This is a genomic window from Flavonifractor sp. An91 (genome assembly GCF_002159225.1).
Classification (GTDB): domain Bacteria; phylum Bacillota; class Clostridia; order Oscillospirales; family Oscillospiraceae; genus Flavonifractor; species Flavonifractor avicola.
This window is the reverse complement of record NZ_NFHA01000047.1, coordinates 1-15,438: the sequence shown is the minus strand read 5'-3', so window position 1 is coordinate 15,438 and position 15,438 is coordinate 1. Positions and strand designations below refer to the sequence as shown.

12 protein-coding genes are annotated in these 15,438 nt (G+C 56.8%); 5 read left to right on the top strand and 7 right to left on the bottom strand.

Going from position 1 to position 15,438, the window contains the following annotated elements:
• Window positions 1–706 precede the first annotated feature (706 nt).
• Entirely contained in the window at window positions 707–1,204 is a 498-nt protein-coding gene (locus B5G42_RS16180) for a hypothetical protein (RefSeq protein ID WP_087272579.1), read from the bottom strand.
• 288 nt (window positions 1,205–1,492) lie between these two features.
• Complete coding sequence (locus B5G42_RS16175; protein WP_087272576.1) at window positions 1,493–3,313, bottom strand: S-layer homology domain-containing protein; 1,821 nt, start codon at window positions 3,311–3,313, stop codon at window positions 1,493–1,495.
• Window positions 3,314–4,514: 1,201 nt separating this feature from the next.
• Between B5G42_RS16175 and B5G42_RS16170 the strand changes: the two genes are divergently transcribed.
• The 5 genes from B5G42_RS16170 (at window position 4,515) to B5G42_RS16150 (ending at window position 9,162) form a co-directional block, all read left to right on the top strand.
• Window positions 4,515–4,832 (top strand): hypothetical protein, encoded by a 318-nt coding sequence (locus tag B5G42_RS16170; protein WP_087272573.1) that lies wholly within the window; start codon window positions 4,515–4,517, stop codon window positions 4,830–4,832.
• 184 nt (window positions 4,833–5,016) lie between these two features.
• A complete protein-coding gene (locus tag B5G42_RS16165) occupies window positions 5,017–6,237 on the top strand; it encodes a DUF2800 domain-containing protein (protein ID WP_087272571.1) in 1,221 nt (406 codons plus the stop codon).
• Window positions 6,234–6,818 (top strand): ssDNA-binding protein, encoded by a 585-nt coding sequence (locus tag B5G42_RS16160; RefSeq protein ID WP_087272568.1) that lies wholly within the window; start codon window positions 6,234–6,236, stop codon window positions 6,816–6,818. Before B5G42_RS16165 ends, B5G42_RS16160 begins: the two co-directional genes overlap by 4 nt.
• Before the next feature lie 274 nt (window positions 6,819–7,092).
• Window positions 7,093–7,497: a hypothetical protein gene (locus B5G42_RS16155; protein WP_143383338.1), complete on the top strand. Its 405-nt coding sequence runs from the start codon at window positions 7,093–7,095 to the stop codon at window positions 7,495–7,497.
• Window positions 7,498–7,530: 33 nt separating this feature from the next.
• Complete coding sequence (locus B5G42_RS16150; RefSeq protein ID WP_087272562.1) at window positions 7,531–9,162, top strand: DNA primase family protein; 1,632 nt, start codon at window positions 7,531–7,533, stop codon at window positions 9,160–9,162.
• Window positions 9,163–9,249: 87 nt separating this feature from the next.
• Here the strand turns inward: B5G42_RS16150 and B5G42_RS16145 are convergent, their stop codons facing one another.
• The 5 genes from B5G42_RS16145 to B5G42_RS16125 all read right to left on the bottom strand — a co-directional run bounded on the left by B5G42_RS16145 (window position 9,250) and on the right by B5G42_RS16125 (window position 15,080).
• Complete coding sequence (locus tag B5G42_RS16145) at window positions 9,250–9,804, bottom strand: signal peptidase I (protein WP_087272559.1); 555 nt, start codon at window positions 9,802–9,804, stop codon at window positions 9,250–9,252.
• Window positions 9,805–10,292: 488 nt separating this feature from the next.
• Window positions 10,293–11,522 (bottom strand): TniQ family protein, encoded by a 1,230-nt coding sequence (locus B5G42_RS16140; protein ID WP_242961261.1) that lies wholly within the window; start codon window positions 11,520–11,522, stop codon window positions 10,293–10,295.
• The gene (locus B5G42_RS16135) at window positions 11,522–12,898 is read right to left on the bottom strand and encodes an ATP-binding protein (protein ID WP_242961260.1); all 1,377 of its coding nucleotides are present in this window, start codon (window positions 12,896–12,898) and stop codon (window positions 11,522–11,524) included. The genes B5G42_RS16140 and B5G42_RS16135 overlap by 1 nt, the downstream gene beginning before the upstream one ends.
• Window positions 12,895–14,646 carry a Mu transposase C-terminal domain-containing protein gene (locus tag B5G42_RS16130; RefSeq protein WP_162611133.1) on the bottom strand — a complete coding sequence of 584 codons (1,752 nt, stop codon included), beginning with the start codon at window positions 14,644–14,646 and terminating at the stop codon, window positions 12,895–12,897. The genes B5G42_RS16135 and B5G42_RS16130 overlap by 4 nt, the downstream gene beginning before the upstream one ends.
• 47 nt (window positions 14,647–14,693) lie before the next feature.
• Window positions 14,694–15,080: a hypothetical protein gene (locus tag B5G42_RS16125; RefSeq protein WP_087272551.1), complete on the bottom strand. Its 387-nt coding sequence runs from the start codon at window positions 15,078–15,080 to the stop codon at window positions 14,694–14,696.
• Window positions 15,081–15,438: the final 358 nt, after the last annotated feature.

Genomic DNA, 15,438 nt, shown 5'->3' with positions numbered 1-15,438 from the left:
TGCAAAGAAATGCGGCCCAATGGGCGGCGTCGCTGGTGATCTCCGCAACAGTGCGGTCGGCCAGATCGGCATAGTGCTGGGTCTTTGCGCTCATGGCGGATGCTCCTCCTTTATCAATAATTTTGCCGCAGGGTTCGCAACCGCACCTGTGCATCCGGATAGGATGCCACGAGGGAAAGCCAAAAAAATCGCCCCCACAGCGAAAACCGTGGAGGCGATTGTGTTTCTCTTTCTGTTAGCTACGGACACAGATCTGACGCTGACATTGATCCTACCTGTTCCCGAAGCCTTGACGTGATATCACGTTTCATATCTCATTCGCTCGGTTCCGTTTCAAGGCTTTGTTTCAATAAAAAAATAAAGCCACCCTGCTTTGTATCGTAGATTGATACATGGCAGGGTGGCTTTGGTTGTGGCTATATGTGGCGGCTGCGGCGCCGGGCAGCGGGACGATGCACGGGGCCTTATGCTGGTGCCGCCGTTGGGGCGATGTATGGCCCGTGTCGGCGGCGTGCGTCAGGTGATGCCGCCGTGGCCCGGGTCGTGGGTTGGACCGTTGCCCGCCCCTTGGTGCGCATATTGGTGCGGGGCGGGGTGTGTGATGATATTCTTGATGTTGGGGCAATCGACATTGTAATTCGTGTCCCGCCTCTTGTGGCACATGGATGCGCACATTGGTGCGGGGCGGGGTGCTTTGGTGCGTGGTTTACAACTTGGGGTCAGGCAGCATTTCGCCGGTGTCCAAATTGACGAATTGTTCAAGTTTGATTTGTGCCGTGAAGTCAGTTCCATATTGGCCGCCGCGTGTCTGCTGGTCAAACTTGAATGAGATGTTGTATAGTCTTCCGGTCTTTGTGCGCTGTATCATGTTGTGGTCGAGGAAGAACCGGATGACGCGCTGATGTGCGGTGATGTCTGTGCCGTCGATATAGAAGCAGGCAACACCTTCATCTTTGGCGGATGCCTTTGCCTCCTGTACGATTCCTTGGCCGACGGCAAGGTCGCACATTTCGTTTGCAAAGGCTCGGCCCTGTTTGTCTTGGAAGAAGTACATCCATTTTCCGCTGTTGTGTTTGTTTGGCATGGGTGCGGATATGGATGTGTTGGGGAAGGCAAAGTACCAGTCCCAACCACCGAAATTTTGAATGGTATTGGGCGCGTACTTTCCTGCGTGGCCTTTCGGACGGCCGAATGGTCCAAACATGGGGCTTCCTTCTTTCGTTTTGAATTGTGAGGCGGCAGAGCCGTGGCACATGGCAGTTTTATGGTCTTGGCTCCGCCGCCACGGTGTTGGCATAGTTGCGGCTTGTTCACGGGTAATGTTGTAATTCGTTGGGCGGCGGTGCAGTTTGTTTTGCGTGTCCGCCGCCCGTAGTGGCAAATGCGTTCAATCTTGGGATTGTCGGAGGCTAGTTGTAATTCATGCCCCATAAAAGGGATAATCCCCCTGCATCGGTTGTGATGCAGGGGGATGCTGTTTTAGGTTATGGCTTTAGCCCATACCGGCACGGGCCCAGTTGTTGTCGATGCGCATGATGGTCACGATGGACTGTTCGATGGTGTAATTGCTTTTCGGACTGAAGGTCGTGCCGGTTGTCCCGGTCATGGCCCCGACGCCGTATACGGCTCGAACGCCATCGTAGGCCCAGTCCGCGATTTCATCGGTGAAGGGCAGGTTGTCGGCATACCAGACAGTCCACCCGGTGCGGCCGACGGAGTCGAAGGCTACAATCAGTTTCTCCATGAGTCGGGTCAGCATGGTAGCCGCCTGCTCACGGGTGATGTTGTCATTGGGTCCGACATATACGCCGGCACGGGTATCGGCACTGTTGTATCCGCCGAGGATTCCGAGCGTGTAGGCCTTGGCCATGTTGGTGTCGCCGGAGCAGTCTGCGAACACATCGTCGCCGGGATTGACCGAGATGGTGTAGTCCTCGCCGGTGATGTCGCCCATCAGGGTCTCGTAGTATCTGACCGCCAGCGCCGCGAACTGTCCACGGGTGATGGCACGGGTATAGTCACTGCCCAGCAGGTCGGTGACGGCAGGCTGATAACCAAAGACATCAGGGTCGTCATCGAGGTAGCCCATGCTGATGGCATTGATGATGTCCTCAGCGGCCCAGTTGCTGTAAGTGACGCTGGTGGCATCCGTGTCGACAACAGGGGTCTCGGGCTCGGTCACGGGAGTTTCCGTGACTGTCTGATTGGAACCGTCGTTCCAGTTGGACTTCAGAGTTGCGCTTTCGAAGTTGAATACATCGCCGACGGTGCGGGCAGTCTCAGTGCCGCCCATCTCGACGGGCAGGTACGCCAGCGCCCAATCGGGCAGGTTCATCTGGGACACATACTGCTTCGCCTGAGCGTACTGGGACGCAACGGTGGATGCATCGGGGTAAACCCAGTTGTCGACCCACCCGGTCGGATAGGTGTAGGTGCTGTTGCAGGTGGGCATGCCGATGCTTACACTGCTCTTGCTGGCAGGGGTGTACCTGGCAAAGTCTAAGCGGTCGTTACTGCTCAGGTATGCGATTTTATCGGCTGTATCCGGAACGGATGCGGTCGTAGTGCTACCGTAAAATTCGCCGCTGGTCTCGCCGGCACATACGATTGCGTAATCAAGGTCGCTGTCCTCGATAAGCCGTTCGAACCCACTGTCGAGACAGATGATGTTCTTCAGATTGTCGCAACCAACGAACAGGGCACGCACTGCGTTGTAGTCGATATTATCGCCAATGATGATGGTCTCGATGTTGGAGTTATTTCTGAACGGAGTGATTTCTAACTGGGAATGTTCGAAGTTCAGGAAGTTCATCTGAGTCATACTCTGACGCGCGATGCGCCGGTCAATTTCGTCGGCATTAGGGCTGATTTTGGCTTCGACCTCTGCGTCAGTCCAATCGTTGGTGATGACCAGCACGCCATCATGGAGCACCCACTTGATGTTCCCGATGGGCTTCATGTCATCAATGGTGTATGTCTCGCCGCCACCTCCGGTGATGGGGTCGTCGTAGCCAATCCCCATTCTGTAGCCGGTTGTGGGAGAGATTCCCATGTAGAATGAACCGTAACCGCTTCCAGACGCGGAACCGGGTGCTCCGGATGTGAAGATAAGGTCATTATACAGGTCACGGGCCGCAGGGTCGGTCAGGGTCAGGTTGCCACCGAGGGTCGTGTTACCCTTGATGTAACCGTCATACAGAATGTCGTTGTAGCCGAGCGCACCGCCGAAGATGTTTACACCGACGATGGACAGGGACAGGATGGCAATCAGAAGGGACGCCATCAGTTTACGGGAACTAAACTTAGTTTTCATTCGTAATTACCTCCTTGTAGGTGATGTTATCGGTTGTATGTGGGATGGTACGCTCCGGTCTCGCACCACCCGGACAGAGTGTTTTTTTCTCTGTCGTCAATGCTGGCCTGAATGCCAGATTTTCAAGGTGCCGTGGGGCTGCGGAAGATCTGCCGCATCTTCCTGCTCTACGGCGGGGGCAGAAAAGTAACGGGAGAGGGGTGCAACCGCGCATCCCTCTGTCATTCGTTTACAGAGTGCCCCCCTCTCCTTATATATACGCTGTGGTTTCCGGTAGGGTGGCCCTCGGGGAGAGGCCGTTTCCAGCCCCACCCCAAGGTCCATACCGGAAACGCAAAAAGCGGTGTCGAGCGTAAATACTCAACACCGCCCGAAAAATTAGAGCGTAACACAATAGGCCCTATCTCCCCGCCTTTCGCCCTTGCAAAAAGGGCTGTGTCTGGGTATAATAAGGCTACGGTGCAGTCAATTTGACTGTTGTGCTGAGTGGTCGAGACACTCTTCACAGGCCCGTGGGGTGGTGCAAACACCCTGCGGGCTGCCGCTTAATTGCGTTTCCAGCATCATTTTATACCATGTCCGCTGGAAAATCAAGTGGTTTCACATATTGCAGACATGATATCAGCCGACCCTTCGGCTCCAGCTTCATCAATACTCCTGCGCTGGCGGAGACAGCGGACTTTTGGAGCATGGGGAGCGTTCGTACTCATTAGAGTAATACATGGGGATGCGTCCCCGCTGGCGTGTCCTTGGCCTTGCCGTGGGGCATGACATCAAGGCCCCGGCGCAAAAAATGGTGCGGTAGGCGACCCAGCCTACCTTATATATATTATATGTATCACGAGATATGATCCGCCGTAGGCGGGCAGACAGCAACAGGGATGGGACACCGCAATGGGGCCCATCCCTGTTGCTGTTGTTAGAGGGCACCCGCAGACGCCGTAGGCGGCAAGGGCAAGCGACGGCCCACGGACGGCGCGCAGTAAGGGCCCCGCGATCTGCCGCAAGGCAGGGCGCGGGGTGACGCTGCGGCGGCGGGCTTGCCCGGCGACGTGGCGTCAGTCCTGCCGGCTGTGCCGGCCACGCAGACGGTGAAACCGGCGGCGTGTCAGGACCCCTTATGCCCTTTAGTCCTTTCCTGCCGCTTTCGCCGCCGAACGGTGGCAAACGGCAGGAGTAGCCCATATATGCATCGGTTTCAGTGCTGAAACCAGGTAAAATCACGGATCAAAAAATGATGAATTTCAGCATTTTGCAGAACCGGATTTTTTTATTCGCATATATGGGCATATTTTGGAGCGAAGCGACGACAGTTTTCAGCATCAAGTCATGTCACATGACACGCGTGCTGAAAACTGTATCTGGCCGCAATTTTGCGCATTTTCAGCAAATTTCCAGTTGGAGGAAAAATGCAGAATTTCATCTTTTTTCCTCTGGCTGGAAATTCTGGCCCGCTTTTGCCTTGGCGCACCGGGAAATGGAACGCAGTCCAGAGCAAAACAAAATTTTTTTGAAATAATGTTGACATTTTAATTTTAATAATTATAATATAGAGTAACAAGCGGGTTGTAAATTGTAATACAAAATTACGATGTGGCCCGCTGTAATAGCAAGTATCGCAGCACATATTACGGCCGATAAGCCAGATACAGGGCGCTGGCGGATGTTCCGATCCTTGACTAATTGTTAAGGAGGTGACTACCATGAATGAGAATATGGTAGTCCGCCCTGTGTCTCCGGCGCCGCCCGAGAGCCAGGGCAACATGAAGGAAGTTGGGCCACAGGCCCTCGCACCGAGGTTGGCGGCGCTGTTGCCGGCCTGCACCGGCGCCGCGGAATTTGGCGCCCGGCATCGAAGCAGTCACAGCGAGAGAGCCGAGGATTGGGCCGCGGTTGCGGACATCCCCGACCCAGATGTGCGCGGTGGCAAGGTCGTCCACGCGCTCATCGCTTATGAGCTGGCACGGTATGTTGGTCTTGATCCTGAGCCACTCGATATGCTCCATGCCTCGGCAAAGGCCCAAAAAGTCATCGACGCTTGCGTGAGGCGGGTCACATCGGTATATCGGGCCGAGCAGGCGCGCGGCACCCATCCGGTACTGTTGCCCGAATATCATGTGGATTGCCTGGCTGCATGGGCTCTGGAAGGTATCTGCGTTGGATATTGCGACTGTGCGATTGTGACGGATGATACGATCTATGCCTATGAGTTCAAGGCCGGCACGGGTCCTATCCACTATGCACAGGCGCTCGGCCAGTGCAAACTGTACGCACTCGGACTGCTTGGCGAGTACGGCACGCACTCGAAAATTGTCCTGGAAGTTATGAAACCCGGAATCAACTTTGATCGGGGTATCGAAACGACGCCAGAGGAGCTGACCCGGTGGGGCGAGGAGACCATGGTGCCCCTGGTGCACCGCGTGATGCAGGGCGAGCGGACTTTCCGGCCCGGACTGCACTGCCATCTGTGTCCGGGACGGCCCCTGTGCCGGGCGTGGATTGAACAGATGATCACGATGTTGGTCAGCCGGTATGGGCGCGGGGCAACCGTATCGCCTCAACAGGTCCCCAAGCTCAGCGAGCAGGAAGTCTCTGAGCTGTTGGGACTGCTCGGGGACATTGAGTCCTGCCAAAGACCCCTGGAGGAGTGGGCCGTCGGTCATATCCAGCATGGGGGTACTATACCTGGCTATCGGCTGGGCCACAACCCCGGCAATCTGCGCTTCCATGACGAGGCGACGGTGCGGGAAATCCTGGAAGCGCATGGCCTCTGGGAGCGGGGCTTGAAACTGCGGACACCCCGCGAGATGCGGCAGGCCATCGGTGACGAAGCATATCAGATGGTAGCTAGCTACGCCGTCCGCTCTCCGGGCAGGGATGTCCTCCGCCGGGATGATACCGTCGTCGGAGGGCCGGCACAATGACGGACTACGAGGCGTTTTTGGCACAGCATCAGTCGGACATCGAGAGCATGGAGCTGCCCTGCGCCTACGGCCGGTACGTCCATGTACCTCATGCGCAACTCAGATTTCTGCGGCTTTCCCGGCCGGAGTCGTTTGAAGGCGGGGCGCCCGTGAAGCACTCCGCGGAAATCGTCGTTGACAAGGAGACTGACATCACCTCCGTACATACTATCGAGGATGCGATACAGTATGTTTTCAATGCGGCACTGGCGGACTATATGGCACGGTACCCTGCGCGTCAAGGCAAAGTACCGCTTAACGGTGTATCGTGTGTCCATGACGGCGATGTGGCCGCTGTGGCAGGAAAATATCTGCACAACAGGTATGTCCAAGGGAAAATATATTTCACGGCGAGAAACCGATGTATGCCACTCACCGTGGACGCCAATGGTGACTATCTGCCGCCCGATGACATCAATGAAGCTGATGACGCAAGCGTGATCCTATGGTTTTACTCTTACACGCGAAAGAGCGCAGGCTACGGTGACACGATAGGCGTCGGGTGCATCCTGGTTGCGCTCCAACAACCAGGAATCTCGTAAACTGAAAAATTGCCCCGGTCTGGCCGTCAGGTCATGTGGCCGGCCGGGCCGGGGCTGCGTTATTCTGGAGGATAATATGTCTGACTCTAATATTTCGCCCGCCGGACCTGATATTGTGGCAGGTGCCCCCCGCAGGCCCGAGGACTATGGGCTGTCCGAAACCAATCCAATCGTTACTGGGCCGGACACTATCCTGTACGACCTCTCCCTCACCGAGTCGGGGACGCGCTACGGGGGCCGGCGGCAAAGGTGGAGCACATATTTTGCAATCCCCGTGAGCGGCAACGCCCAGTTGCTGGCGGACGCCCGCAAGGCTATGTGGGATGCGCGCTATCTTTGTCGGGGACGGCCGGTTATCGGAAAAATCAGCTGTCTGTCAAGCGGCAAGATGCCGTCCTGGTACGAGACCGATGGGCCGGCTAATCTGGGCGATCCCGACGCAGGACCGGCGCGGATGGTGGAGATGCGGGCTTATGCCGATGGCAAGCACTCGCCCGAAATCGTTGATGCACAAGGCAATCCAATCACAGACCTGGACGCAATTTTCGCGAACAGGCAGGCGGGAAGAGGCCGCAGACCACTCCATGCGCAAGTAGCGTTTTTCTACGAGCCCTATTGGGGCCATGGGGTCCAGAATGTTTCCCGTCGGTTACTTAAAGTTCAAATTTTTGGGGCATAACCCCCGAAAATGTAATCAAAAGGAGTAATTGTTATGTATGAACCAAGAGAGCAAGTCATCAAGGAGGTCACGGCCCAATACCTTGATACGCTTGATGTAACGAACCTCCCGGCTGTCCCTGAAATGGTCGGGCAGTTGTATACAGCTACGAATGATCGCTTGCAGGCCATGAATACAAGTATGCCTAAGGGCATGACCTACCGCATGACCGATACCATCACTAACTATCAGGCGGCTCAGCTGCTGGCCAAGGCGGAGGAGATTGCTCTGATCCAGTGCAGCGATCGGCGCAACACCTCGGACCCGCTGCCCCTCGGTATCTATCAGCGGTCGGGGCCCAATCAGGGGCTGTACTCGCTGCTGGACGGCGATCTGGACCGAATCATCCTGCAAATGCGCCCCGGGGCGTCAGAGAAGGACATCCGGGAGGTCAGGATGATACTCAGAAACACCGTGCCAATCAGGCAGAGGACACCGAACCGGGACCTTGTGCCGGTGGCAAATGGCATTTTTGACTATCGTAGTCAAGTTTTGATGCCGTTTTCGCCTGATTATGTGTTCCTCTCAAAAATCAGTGTGCCGTATAACCCTTCCGCCCGAAATGTTGTCATCCACAACCAGGATGACGGAACTGACTGGGATGTGGAGGGCTGGATGCAGGAGCTCTTTAGCGACCCGGAACTGGTGGACCTGATGTGGCACATCATCGGCGCAGTGGTTCGCTCCAATGTGGGGTGGGGCCGCACAGCATGGTTCTACTCGTCCTCCGGCAACAGCGGGAAAGGCACGATTTTGGCCCTATTGCGGGCGCTGGTCGGCCGTGAAAACTGTGTATCTGTGCGCTTGGCGGACATGGACAAAAATTTTGCCCTGGAGCCGATTATGCGGGCGGCCTGCATCATGACCGATGAAAACAATGTGGGTGAGTACGTGGATAAGTCGAGCAACGCCAAGGCCCTTGTCACCGGCGATAATGTCTCCATCTCCCGCAAGTATCGTGACGCCGTCGAATTTCAGTTCAAGGGCTTCATGGTCCAGTGCTTCAATGATTTGCCGCGCGTGCGCGACAGAACGGACAGTTTTTTGCGGAGATGCCTAATCATCGAGTTCGATAAGTGCTTCACCGGGCGGGAGCGGAAGTACATCAAGGAGGACTATCTGACCCGACCGGAAGTGCTGGAGTATGTCTTGTATCGTGTGCTGACGATAATGCCACAATATTACGAGCTGCCGGTGCCGGCTGCGTGCAAGACGGCGGCGGATGCTTTCAGCTTGTCCAACAATCCAGTCATGGAGTTTGCGTTGGAGTGCCTCCCACAAATGGTTAAATATGATGTATATCCTTTTGAAATTTTGTATATTCTGTATAAGAATTACTTAAAGGACAACAATCCGTCAAGCACGTCCCTGGGGAAAAATACATTTATCACAGAGCTTACCAGGGTCTTGCAGAAACCGCCCCTCGCGGACGAATGGATGTATCCCGGTCGGGGAGCTAACAATGACCACATTAAGGTGCCGTTTGGCTATGACTGTGGCCGAGAGGAGTTACTGAGTGACTATGGCATAACTTTCCCTGGGCCATATATCGGGAAAAGGGTAACCGGCATTGTGCGTCGCACCTCGGTCGCTGTGCATGCCCAGCCTGAGCCGCCGACGGCGTAACAGTAAATCACCAAAAAAATAATGCTCCCGCAGGTATCTCTATGGTGAGATGCCTGCGGGAGCATGTTCTTTTTTGGGGGCCGTGATCTACTGCTCGTCAGGGGGGTTGCTGTCTTTCGATTTCTTCTGTTGCGAACGGACGTCTGATATAAGCAGCAGTACCACGATGGCCAATATGAAGCCGATACCTACCGGCGTCCGAATGATGTTGACAATGCGGCCGACGCCGGGGATATGACCCAGGTACACGCCGACGATGTCACTCTCGGTGAGCAGGATGCCATCGTCTACCGGGTTCGCATCGCCTTGGGTGATGATACCCTCGTCGAGGATGGAAACGATGCGGTGGACAACTTGCAAATGGTCATACGGTCGGTCGTAGACAATAATGTCGCCCACTTGGAGGCTGTCGTAGTCGTAGTGTGTGTTTACGAGGCAATAACTGTAAGTGGGGATTTCAGGCTCCATAGAACCGGATTGGACGGCACAGAGGCGCAAACCGGTCACCAGGAAGAAGCCGAGGATAACCAAAAGGACAAGAACGGGGGCCGCTATGGCCCGGAAAAATTTTCGGGCTGGACTTTTGGGGGATGCCGTACCACCTTCCGCCGGCGCGGGTCTTGTATCAGGCTCTTGCGCCATGTTGTACCGCCTCCTTTCTTTGGATGGATGATTTGTACCACATTATAGCGCGGCCGTGCTATGTTCGCAAGGGTAGCTTCTGCCTACAAAAAGGTGACGGGGAAGCAAAAAAGTAGACACCCGGAAATCGTTGCGACACAAGGGTTTGCAGTGCTTCTGTCTACTTTTCCACTTTTTTATAAAAAATAAATAAAATAAATATAATGGTATAAGTAAAAAGTTTTTGAGGAAAAAAGCGGAAAAGTGGACAGGGATGCAGACATAGAGAGAAACCATACCTATCGCCTTAGTTTCCGCCTCGCTTGCTTTCTGTATTAGCCGGGGGCGTGGGGGTGACAGGGCCCGGGAATACATGGCCTATGTGGCATGGTGCAGAGCGGCGGCCTGCTCCCTGCTCCCCTGTATTCCCAGGCCATGACGGATCATGGCACACGGCCTCCATCCTGCAACAGGGCGGCGCGCCAGTCTGACACCCCCGCGGCCTCCCACTACCGGCGGGACAACTCCGCTTTCTCCATCACATAACGCATACAATCCAGCGCGAACGCACCAGCACAGTGGTAGCCCAGCCCCTGACTGTATTGCCGGATGCGCTCCAGCTCCGCCTCGTCCACGGTGCAGCGCAGTATCCCCTTCCGCGCTGTTTGGCTTTTGCCCGCAGGCACTTCCCGCCAGAACGGGTCCATGTCGTAATAGCGCAGGATGGCGTTGACCTCGTATTGCTTTAGACGGAGCTCACCCGCAACCTGCCGGAGCGTGCAGAAACCACCCTGTTTTGCCATGCGCCCTATCTTCTCCCTGAGATTGTCCCAGATGGGCTCCGGGTCAAACACGGTTTTGGTGGGCAGATCGAGCATGGCTTGTATCAAGATATACCGGTCCGGCAATAGCTGCTCCCAGGTCTTGATGCGGTTCATCATCGTACCGGAGATGTTTTCGCCAAATATCTTTTTCACCACCTCCGCCTCGTGGTAGCCGCACAGGGCGGTGTAGAGCTTTGCCCTGTCTATATTGAGGCCGGTTTGCCGCACAATGGTCCTATATCCGCTGTTGAGCAAAGTCTGATATAGGTTGTTGCAGGCAGGGGGCGATACGGATGCGGGCAGCCGCCAATATTCCCGCACCAGCTCGCTGACCTGAAGCTCTGCGGCTGTAACGTCCATGTCAGGCTCCCGGTCTGTCTCCATCGTGCTCAGGGGATAAAACTTGTTATTGAGGGCAAGGCGAGGATTGTCAATGGTAATCTGCTTCAGCCGGCACCGATGCCGGACGCACACGCTGGAGAGGGGTATCTGGTGCTCCACATGGTAGTACGCCTCCCCGTAAATCTTCGTGTCCTCCTGGATGCAGAGCGGGCAATACCGTAAGGCGTAGTCCCCTTTGGGGAATGTCCGCCACAGATGGGTAGGCGTTTTGCTCCGACCTTGCAGCAGATCATCCAGCAGGACTTCGCGCTCCTGTTGCGGGTGCATCCTGGCGTAATACAAAAACGGCGTGTGGTGCAGTATCATGTCGCGCCCATCAAACACGCCCTCCGGGAGCTGGGACAGAACCGCATGGACGGCGGCATTGGGATAGAGCGTCGCCATCTTCACCCCGGCCTTTGTGCCAAAGAGTTGTTTCTTTACCAGATAATGCTCCTTGATGCCGCTGGAAAGATAATACCTGCACAGCACGCTGTAAAACAACTCGTCCGGGTACGGCGATGGGAACCACATCAGCACAATACCACCTCCTCCACCATGCCCTGGGACAGCAGCAGCTCCCGGAGTGTCCCCGCCTTAAAAGCCACCAGCAGGTCCCTCTCGTCGCGCTCTGCGGCTTTCCGGCCCCGTGGGACGGCGTAGAGCCGCTTGACGGGGCTGGTGTCCTCGGGGGTATCCTCGGCCTCCTGCTGGGTGGGGGTGTCCGTCAGGTGCTCCATGGAGCCCGCCGCAGGGGCTTGGAAGTCTGATAAGAACGTCCCCGTCCCCAGCTCCTTGGGCGGCTGGATGGCCAGATAGTCCGCCGCCGCGGCAATCATCTTGCGGTCTATCCTGCTGATGCCACGCATGAGCGCCTGGGCCTGGGCTTCCTCCAGCAGTTTGGAGATATACGCCGGGATGCCGCCGCTGTAATCGTATATCTGATTGGCCAGCCGGTCCGTCAAGACTGCCTGCTCCGGCGTGTACTGGTACGGCCAGAGAGCTTGTAGGAACGCCCGGTAGGCCCCATCCGGCTTGAAGGGCAGGAGCCGGGGCCCCCGCGTCCGCCTCCGCAGGTACTCCTCGCTCTGGAACACGGTTTCCGCAAGAATGGTTCCCGTAAAATAGACCGCTGTGCAGGTGTCGTTGGTCAGCTCAGTCAGGAACCGGATCAGAGGTTTAATCCGATTGGTTCGCTGGGCGGTGGCAACGACGTTCTGTATCTCGTCCACCACCAGCAATCCCACGTTGTAGGTGACGCACAGGGTCTTGATATAGGTGCTGACGGAGCTGACCGAGCCGGAACGCGCCCGCAAGAGATAGTCCAGGTGGTTGCTCCCCACGGCCATGTCCAGCGCCCGGACGATGTTATAGGCCATAGTCTTTTGGGATGCGTCACTGGGGCACTCCACATGGAGCCACAAGACCTGCTTGCAGTAAAACGCCTTCCCTAGATACTTTTCGTGGCTGATGACCTGTGGCAGCAGGGACAGGCACCGCCGGAGCGTGCTGGTCTTGCCCAGTCCAGGTGTCCCCAGCAGCGCCCCGGACTGCGCCTGGGCCCCGTAGCCGGCCATGGAGCCGCCGGAGAGAAACAGGGCGTTGATTTTCGTAACGCGCTCCCGTGAAGTGAGGGTGTGGTAGCTGCTCGTGAGCATCCGATACAGCGAGTCATAGACGTAGTACATATAGTCCAGTGGCACGAACACCGTGGGCAGCAGGGCGAGGCCCTGACGGCGCTCGGCCATGCTCATGTCCTGGCACGCTTGGGGCGGCGGCGGACAGCACCGGATTTGCTTTTCAAACTGCTCCGACCCAAGGCATTCCGGCAGCGCCTCAATGAGCGGATTCTGGCTTCCGCTGTTGTCATAGACCGCCTCCACGGTCTGCATCCCGAGCTTGTACTTCATGTCAGACGCCTCCTCTCATTAGTTCGATGCCGCTGGATTTCAGATATATCTCTGCTCCCGGGGCTCTGTTCCTCGGCCTGCCGGATGATGCGCTCTATCTCGCTCCGCATAGCGACCCGGGCCTCCAGTTCCGTCTGGCGGGCGGCTTTTTCTTTTTCCGCCTCCTCCCGGCGCATGACGGCCACATCAGCCATATCGTAGCCGTCATACCGGGAGCTGGACGGGGCCAGGGAGCAGGGTATCAGGCGCTTATCTTTGCCGACCACGTAGATATGGCTGGTGTCCTGGGCGTCGTAGGCATACTCGACTTTTGCCCCCACGGTCAGCTCCGCACCGCGCTCCGGGAGATACCGCAGACCGTTCCACACGATGCCCTTTCTGGTGATTTTCCCTGACGTGCGAGGCAGGGCGCGGCGGTAGAGTTCGTCCGCATCCACGTCCAGCAAGGTACTCTTGCCCCGGTCAACAAGCCATTTCCAGAGGGCTGCGGGCGTGTTGGGCGCGTCCACGGGCAAGTGGCCAATGTCGGTCAGCACGCGGCCCTTGTTGAGCGCGATAATCGTATGTATCACAATGGCCGTGTACTCGTCCAGGGTCAGGATGGCCTGCTGCCGGTAGTCCGTGGCCCACCGCTCCCCCACATCGTCCCCGATGACGCCGCGCCCCCGGAGCATGGACTTGTAGCTGTCCTGAATTAAGTCCATAGCCCTCTCCACCAAGGGCTTTTCCTCGGCCCGGAACGGTGGGAGCGCCTGCCGGTCGATGCCGTAGCAGATACACAGCTCGTTGATGCGCTCTCCTACGAACTCCCCGCCCCGGTCACTGATGATTTCCGAGGGAAGGCCGCGGCTTGGCCAGTCGGCGGGAGACAGGTCTATACCATAGGCCGCGCAATAAGTCGCCTTGTCCCCGGCGGCGTTGGCGATGCAGGCCATCAGGGCAGTCTCCCCCGCGTCCAGTCCGACGTACACTCCGGCGATTAAGCCGCTGGCTGTGTCGATGGCCAGATAGACGTTGGGCCGGCCTATGACCTTACTTCGGTCCCACTTGGAGACCAGATAGATGTCCCCCTGTGTCTCGTCCACCTGATAGCACCCCACGCTCTCCCGGTACTGCATGGCGGAGCCGTACAGCGGCCTGTTGTTGCGCTGGTAGGCGGTCAGGCCCTCCCGGGCAATCTCCTTCTGCGGGTCGCCTTTGAAATGGCGGAAGTAATACAGGCGGAAGCTGCTCCAGGATGGTATCTGGTCCGCCAAGACGCCCTTGTTGGTGTAGTTCTCCAGGATGAATAGTTCATAGGCCGTGCGGAGACTGTTGCGCTTGGCGCTGAAATAATACTTGCGGATGGCCGCTTCAAAGTCGGTGCGGCGGATGATCTCCCGCGGCTTGCTCTTGGTCAGACTCCCCCGGGCGAGATAGGCATGGTACAAGCGCCGCAGCCGTCTGACCGTGGTGTTGTGCTCCCGGGCGATGGCGGCAAAGACCTCTGTGCGGTGGGCTTCGTCTGTGATACAGCGGTCATCCTCCAGGGCAAGCCGAAGCAGATCATATCGCTGCCGCTGGGCCGCTGACATGGGGCGCTCCCGGTTGCGGACATACTCTTCCGGCGCCGCGATGCGCTCCGCACGCTCCAGCTCATCCCGGTTAATGTAGACGGGCATCTGGTACTCGTCATAGGCGATGACCCACGCGCCGCCGGCGTCTTGCTGGAGCACCCGGAAGCGTGCCCCTGATATGCGCACGAACATCTGCAACATTCCTCCCCTCAATAGATATTTTGCCGCCCTGCCTTGCTCTACTTACCAGCTATGACGATTTTCCAGTCCTGCACCCCCAGCGCGGCCCAATAGCGGCGGGACAGCTCCAGCTTTTCCACCTCGGCCCGTCGGGTCAGGTCGGACGCGCTGACCAGCTCCCGGACGCCGGTGGTGCCGTCAGCAAAGCGGATGCAAAAGTCGCTGGTCCATTGGGCCTTGAAATACTCGCCCCGGATGTCCGTCTTTTGGACGCTGTTCAGCCGGGTGCCGTCCAGGGGCTTGCACGCCTCGTAGGACGCAACCTCGGGACGCTCCTCCAGATACTTGCTGTACGCCCGTGCCGCCTCGCTGTGGACCACCACCATCCCGCCGGTTTTGGGACTGTGATAGGAGATGTCCCTGACCTTTTTTCCGGCCCTGTCCATAAAAATCACCACCTTTTGAAAACTCGGAATAATTGCCCCAAACTTGGCGTAATTCCCGGGAGAATTATTCGGAGTTTTTTTCAGGGCACAAACCAGAGTGCAATATTTTCTCTGTATTTCCCCTGTATTGCCGGCAGGATATGCTCATTTCCTGACTTTTCCCCTTTTTTCTCAATCTCCGAATAATTCCCCGGAATTCCGCAAAATCTCGGAAAAATAGCAATTACGCCGAGATACTATGTACCTGTAACTTACAAACCGTACCCACAATCTCACATATCCTGACCGCACCAACATACCATACCACCCTCTCAACCCCATCACTTTTCCCAGTCATGCACCATATCCCTGTACCCAT

Coding starts and splice junctions, on each gene's coding strand:
- B5G42_RS16135 (WP_242961260.1), bottom strand. CDS start 12,898: ATGAAGTACAAGCTCGGGATGCAGACCGTGGAGGCGGTCTATGACAAC.
- B5G42_RS16160 (WP_087272568.1), top strand. CDS start 6,234: ATGACGGACTACGAGGCGTTTTTGGCACAGCATCAGTCGGACATCGAG.
- B5G42_RS16125 (WP_087272551.1), bottom strand. CDS start 15,080: ATGGACAGGGCCGGAAAAAAGGTCAGGGACATCTCCTATCACAGTCCC.
- B5G42_RS16175 (WP_087272576.1), bottom strand. CDS start 3,313: ATGAAAACTAAGTTTAGTTCCCGTAAACTGATGGCGTCCCTTCTGATT.
- B5G42_RS16145 (WP_087272559.1), bottom strand. CDS start 9,804: ATGGCGCAAGAGCCTGATACAAGACCCGCGCCGGCGGAAGGTGGTACG.
- B5G42_RS16165 (WP_087272571.1), top strand. CDS start 5,017: ATGAATGAGAATATGGTAGTCCGCCCTGTGTCTCCGGCGCCGCCCGAG.
- B5G42_RS16180 (WP_087272579.1), bottom strand. CDS start 1,204: ATGTTTGGACCATTCGGCCGTCCGAAAGGCCACGCAGGAAAGTACGCG.
- B5G42_RS16130 (WP_162611133.1), bottom strand. CDS start 14,646: ATGTTCGTGCGCATATCAGGGGCACGCTTCCGGGTGCTCCAGCAAGAC.
- B5G42_RS16150 (WP_087272562.1), top strand. CDS start 7,531: ATGTATGAACCAAGAGAGCAAGTCATCAAGGAGGTCACGGCCCAATAC.
- B5G42_RS16140 (WP_242961261.1), bottom strand. CDS start 11,522: ATGTGGTTCCCATCGCCGTACCCGGACGAGTTGTTTTACAGCGTGCTG.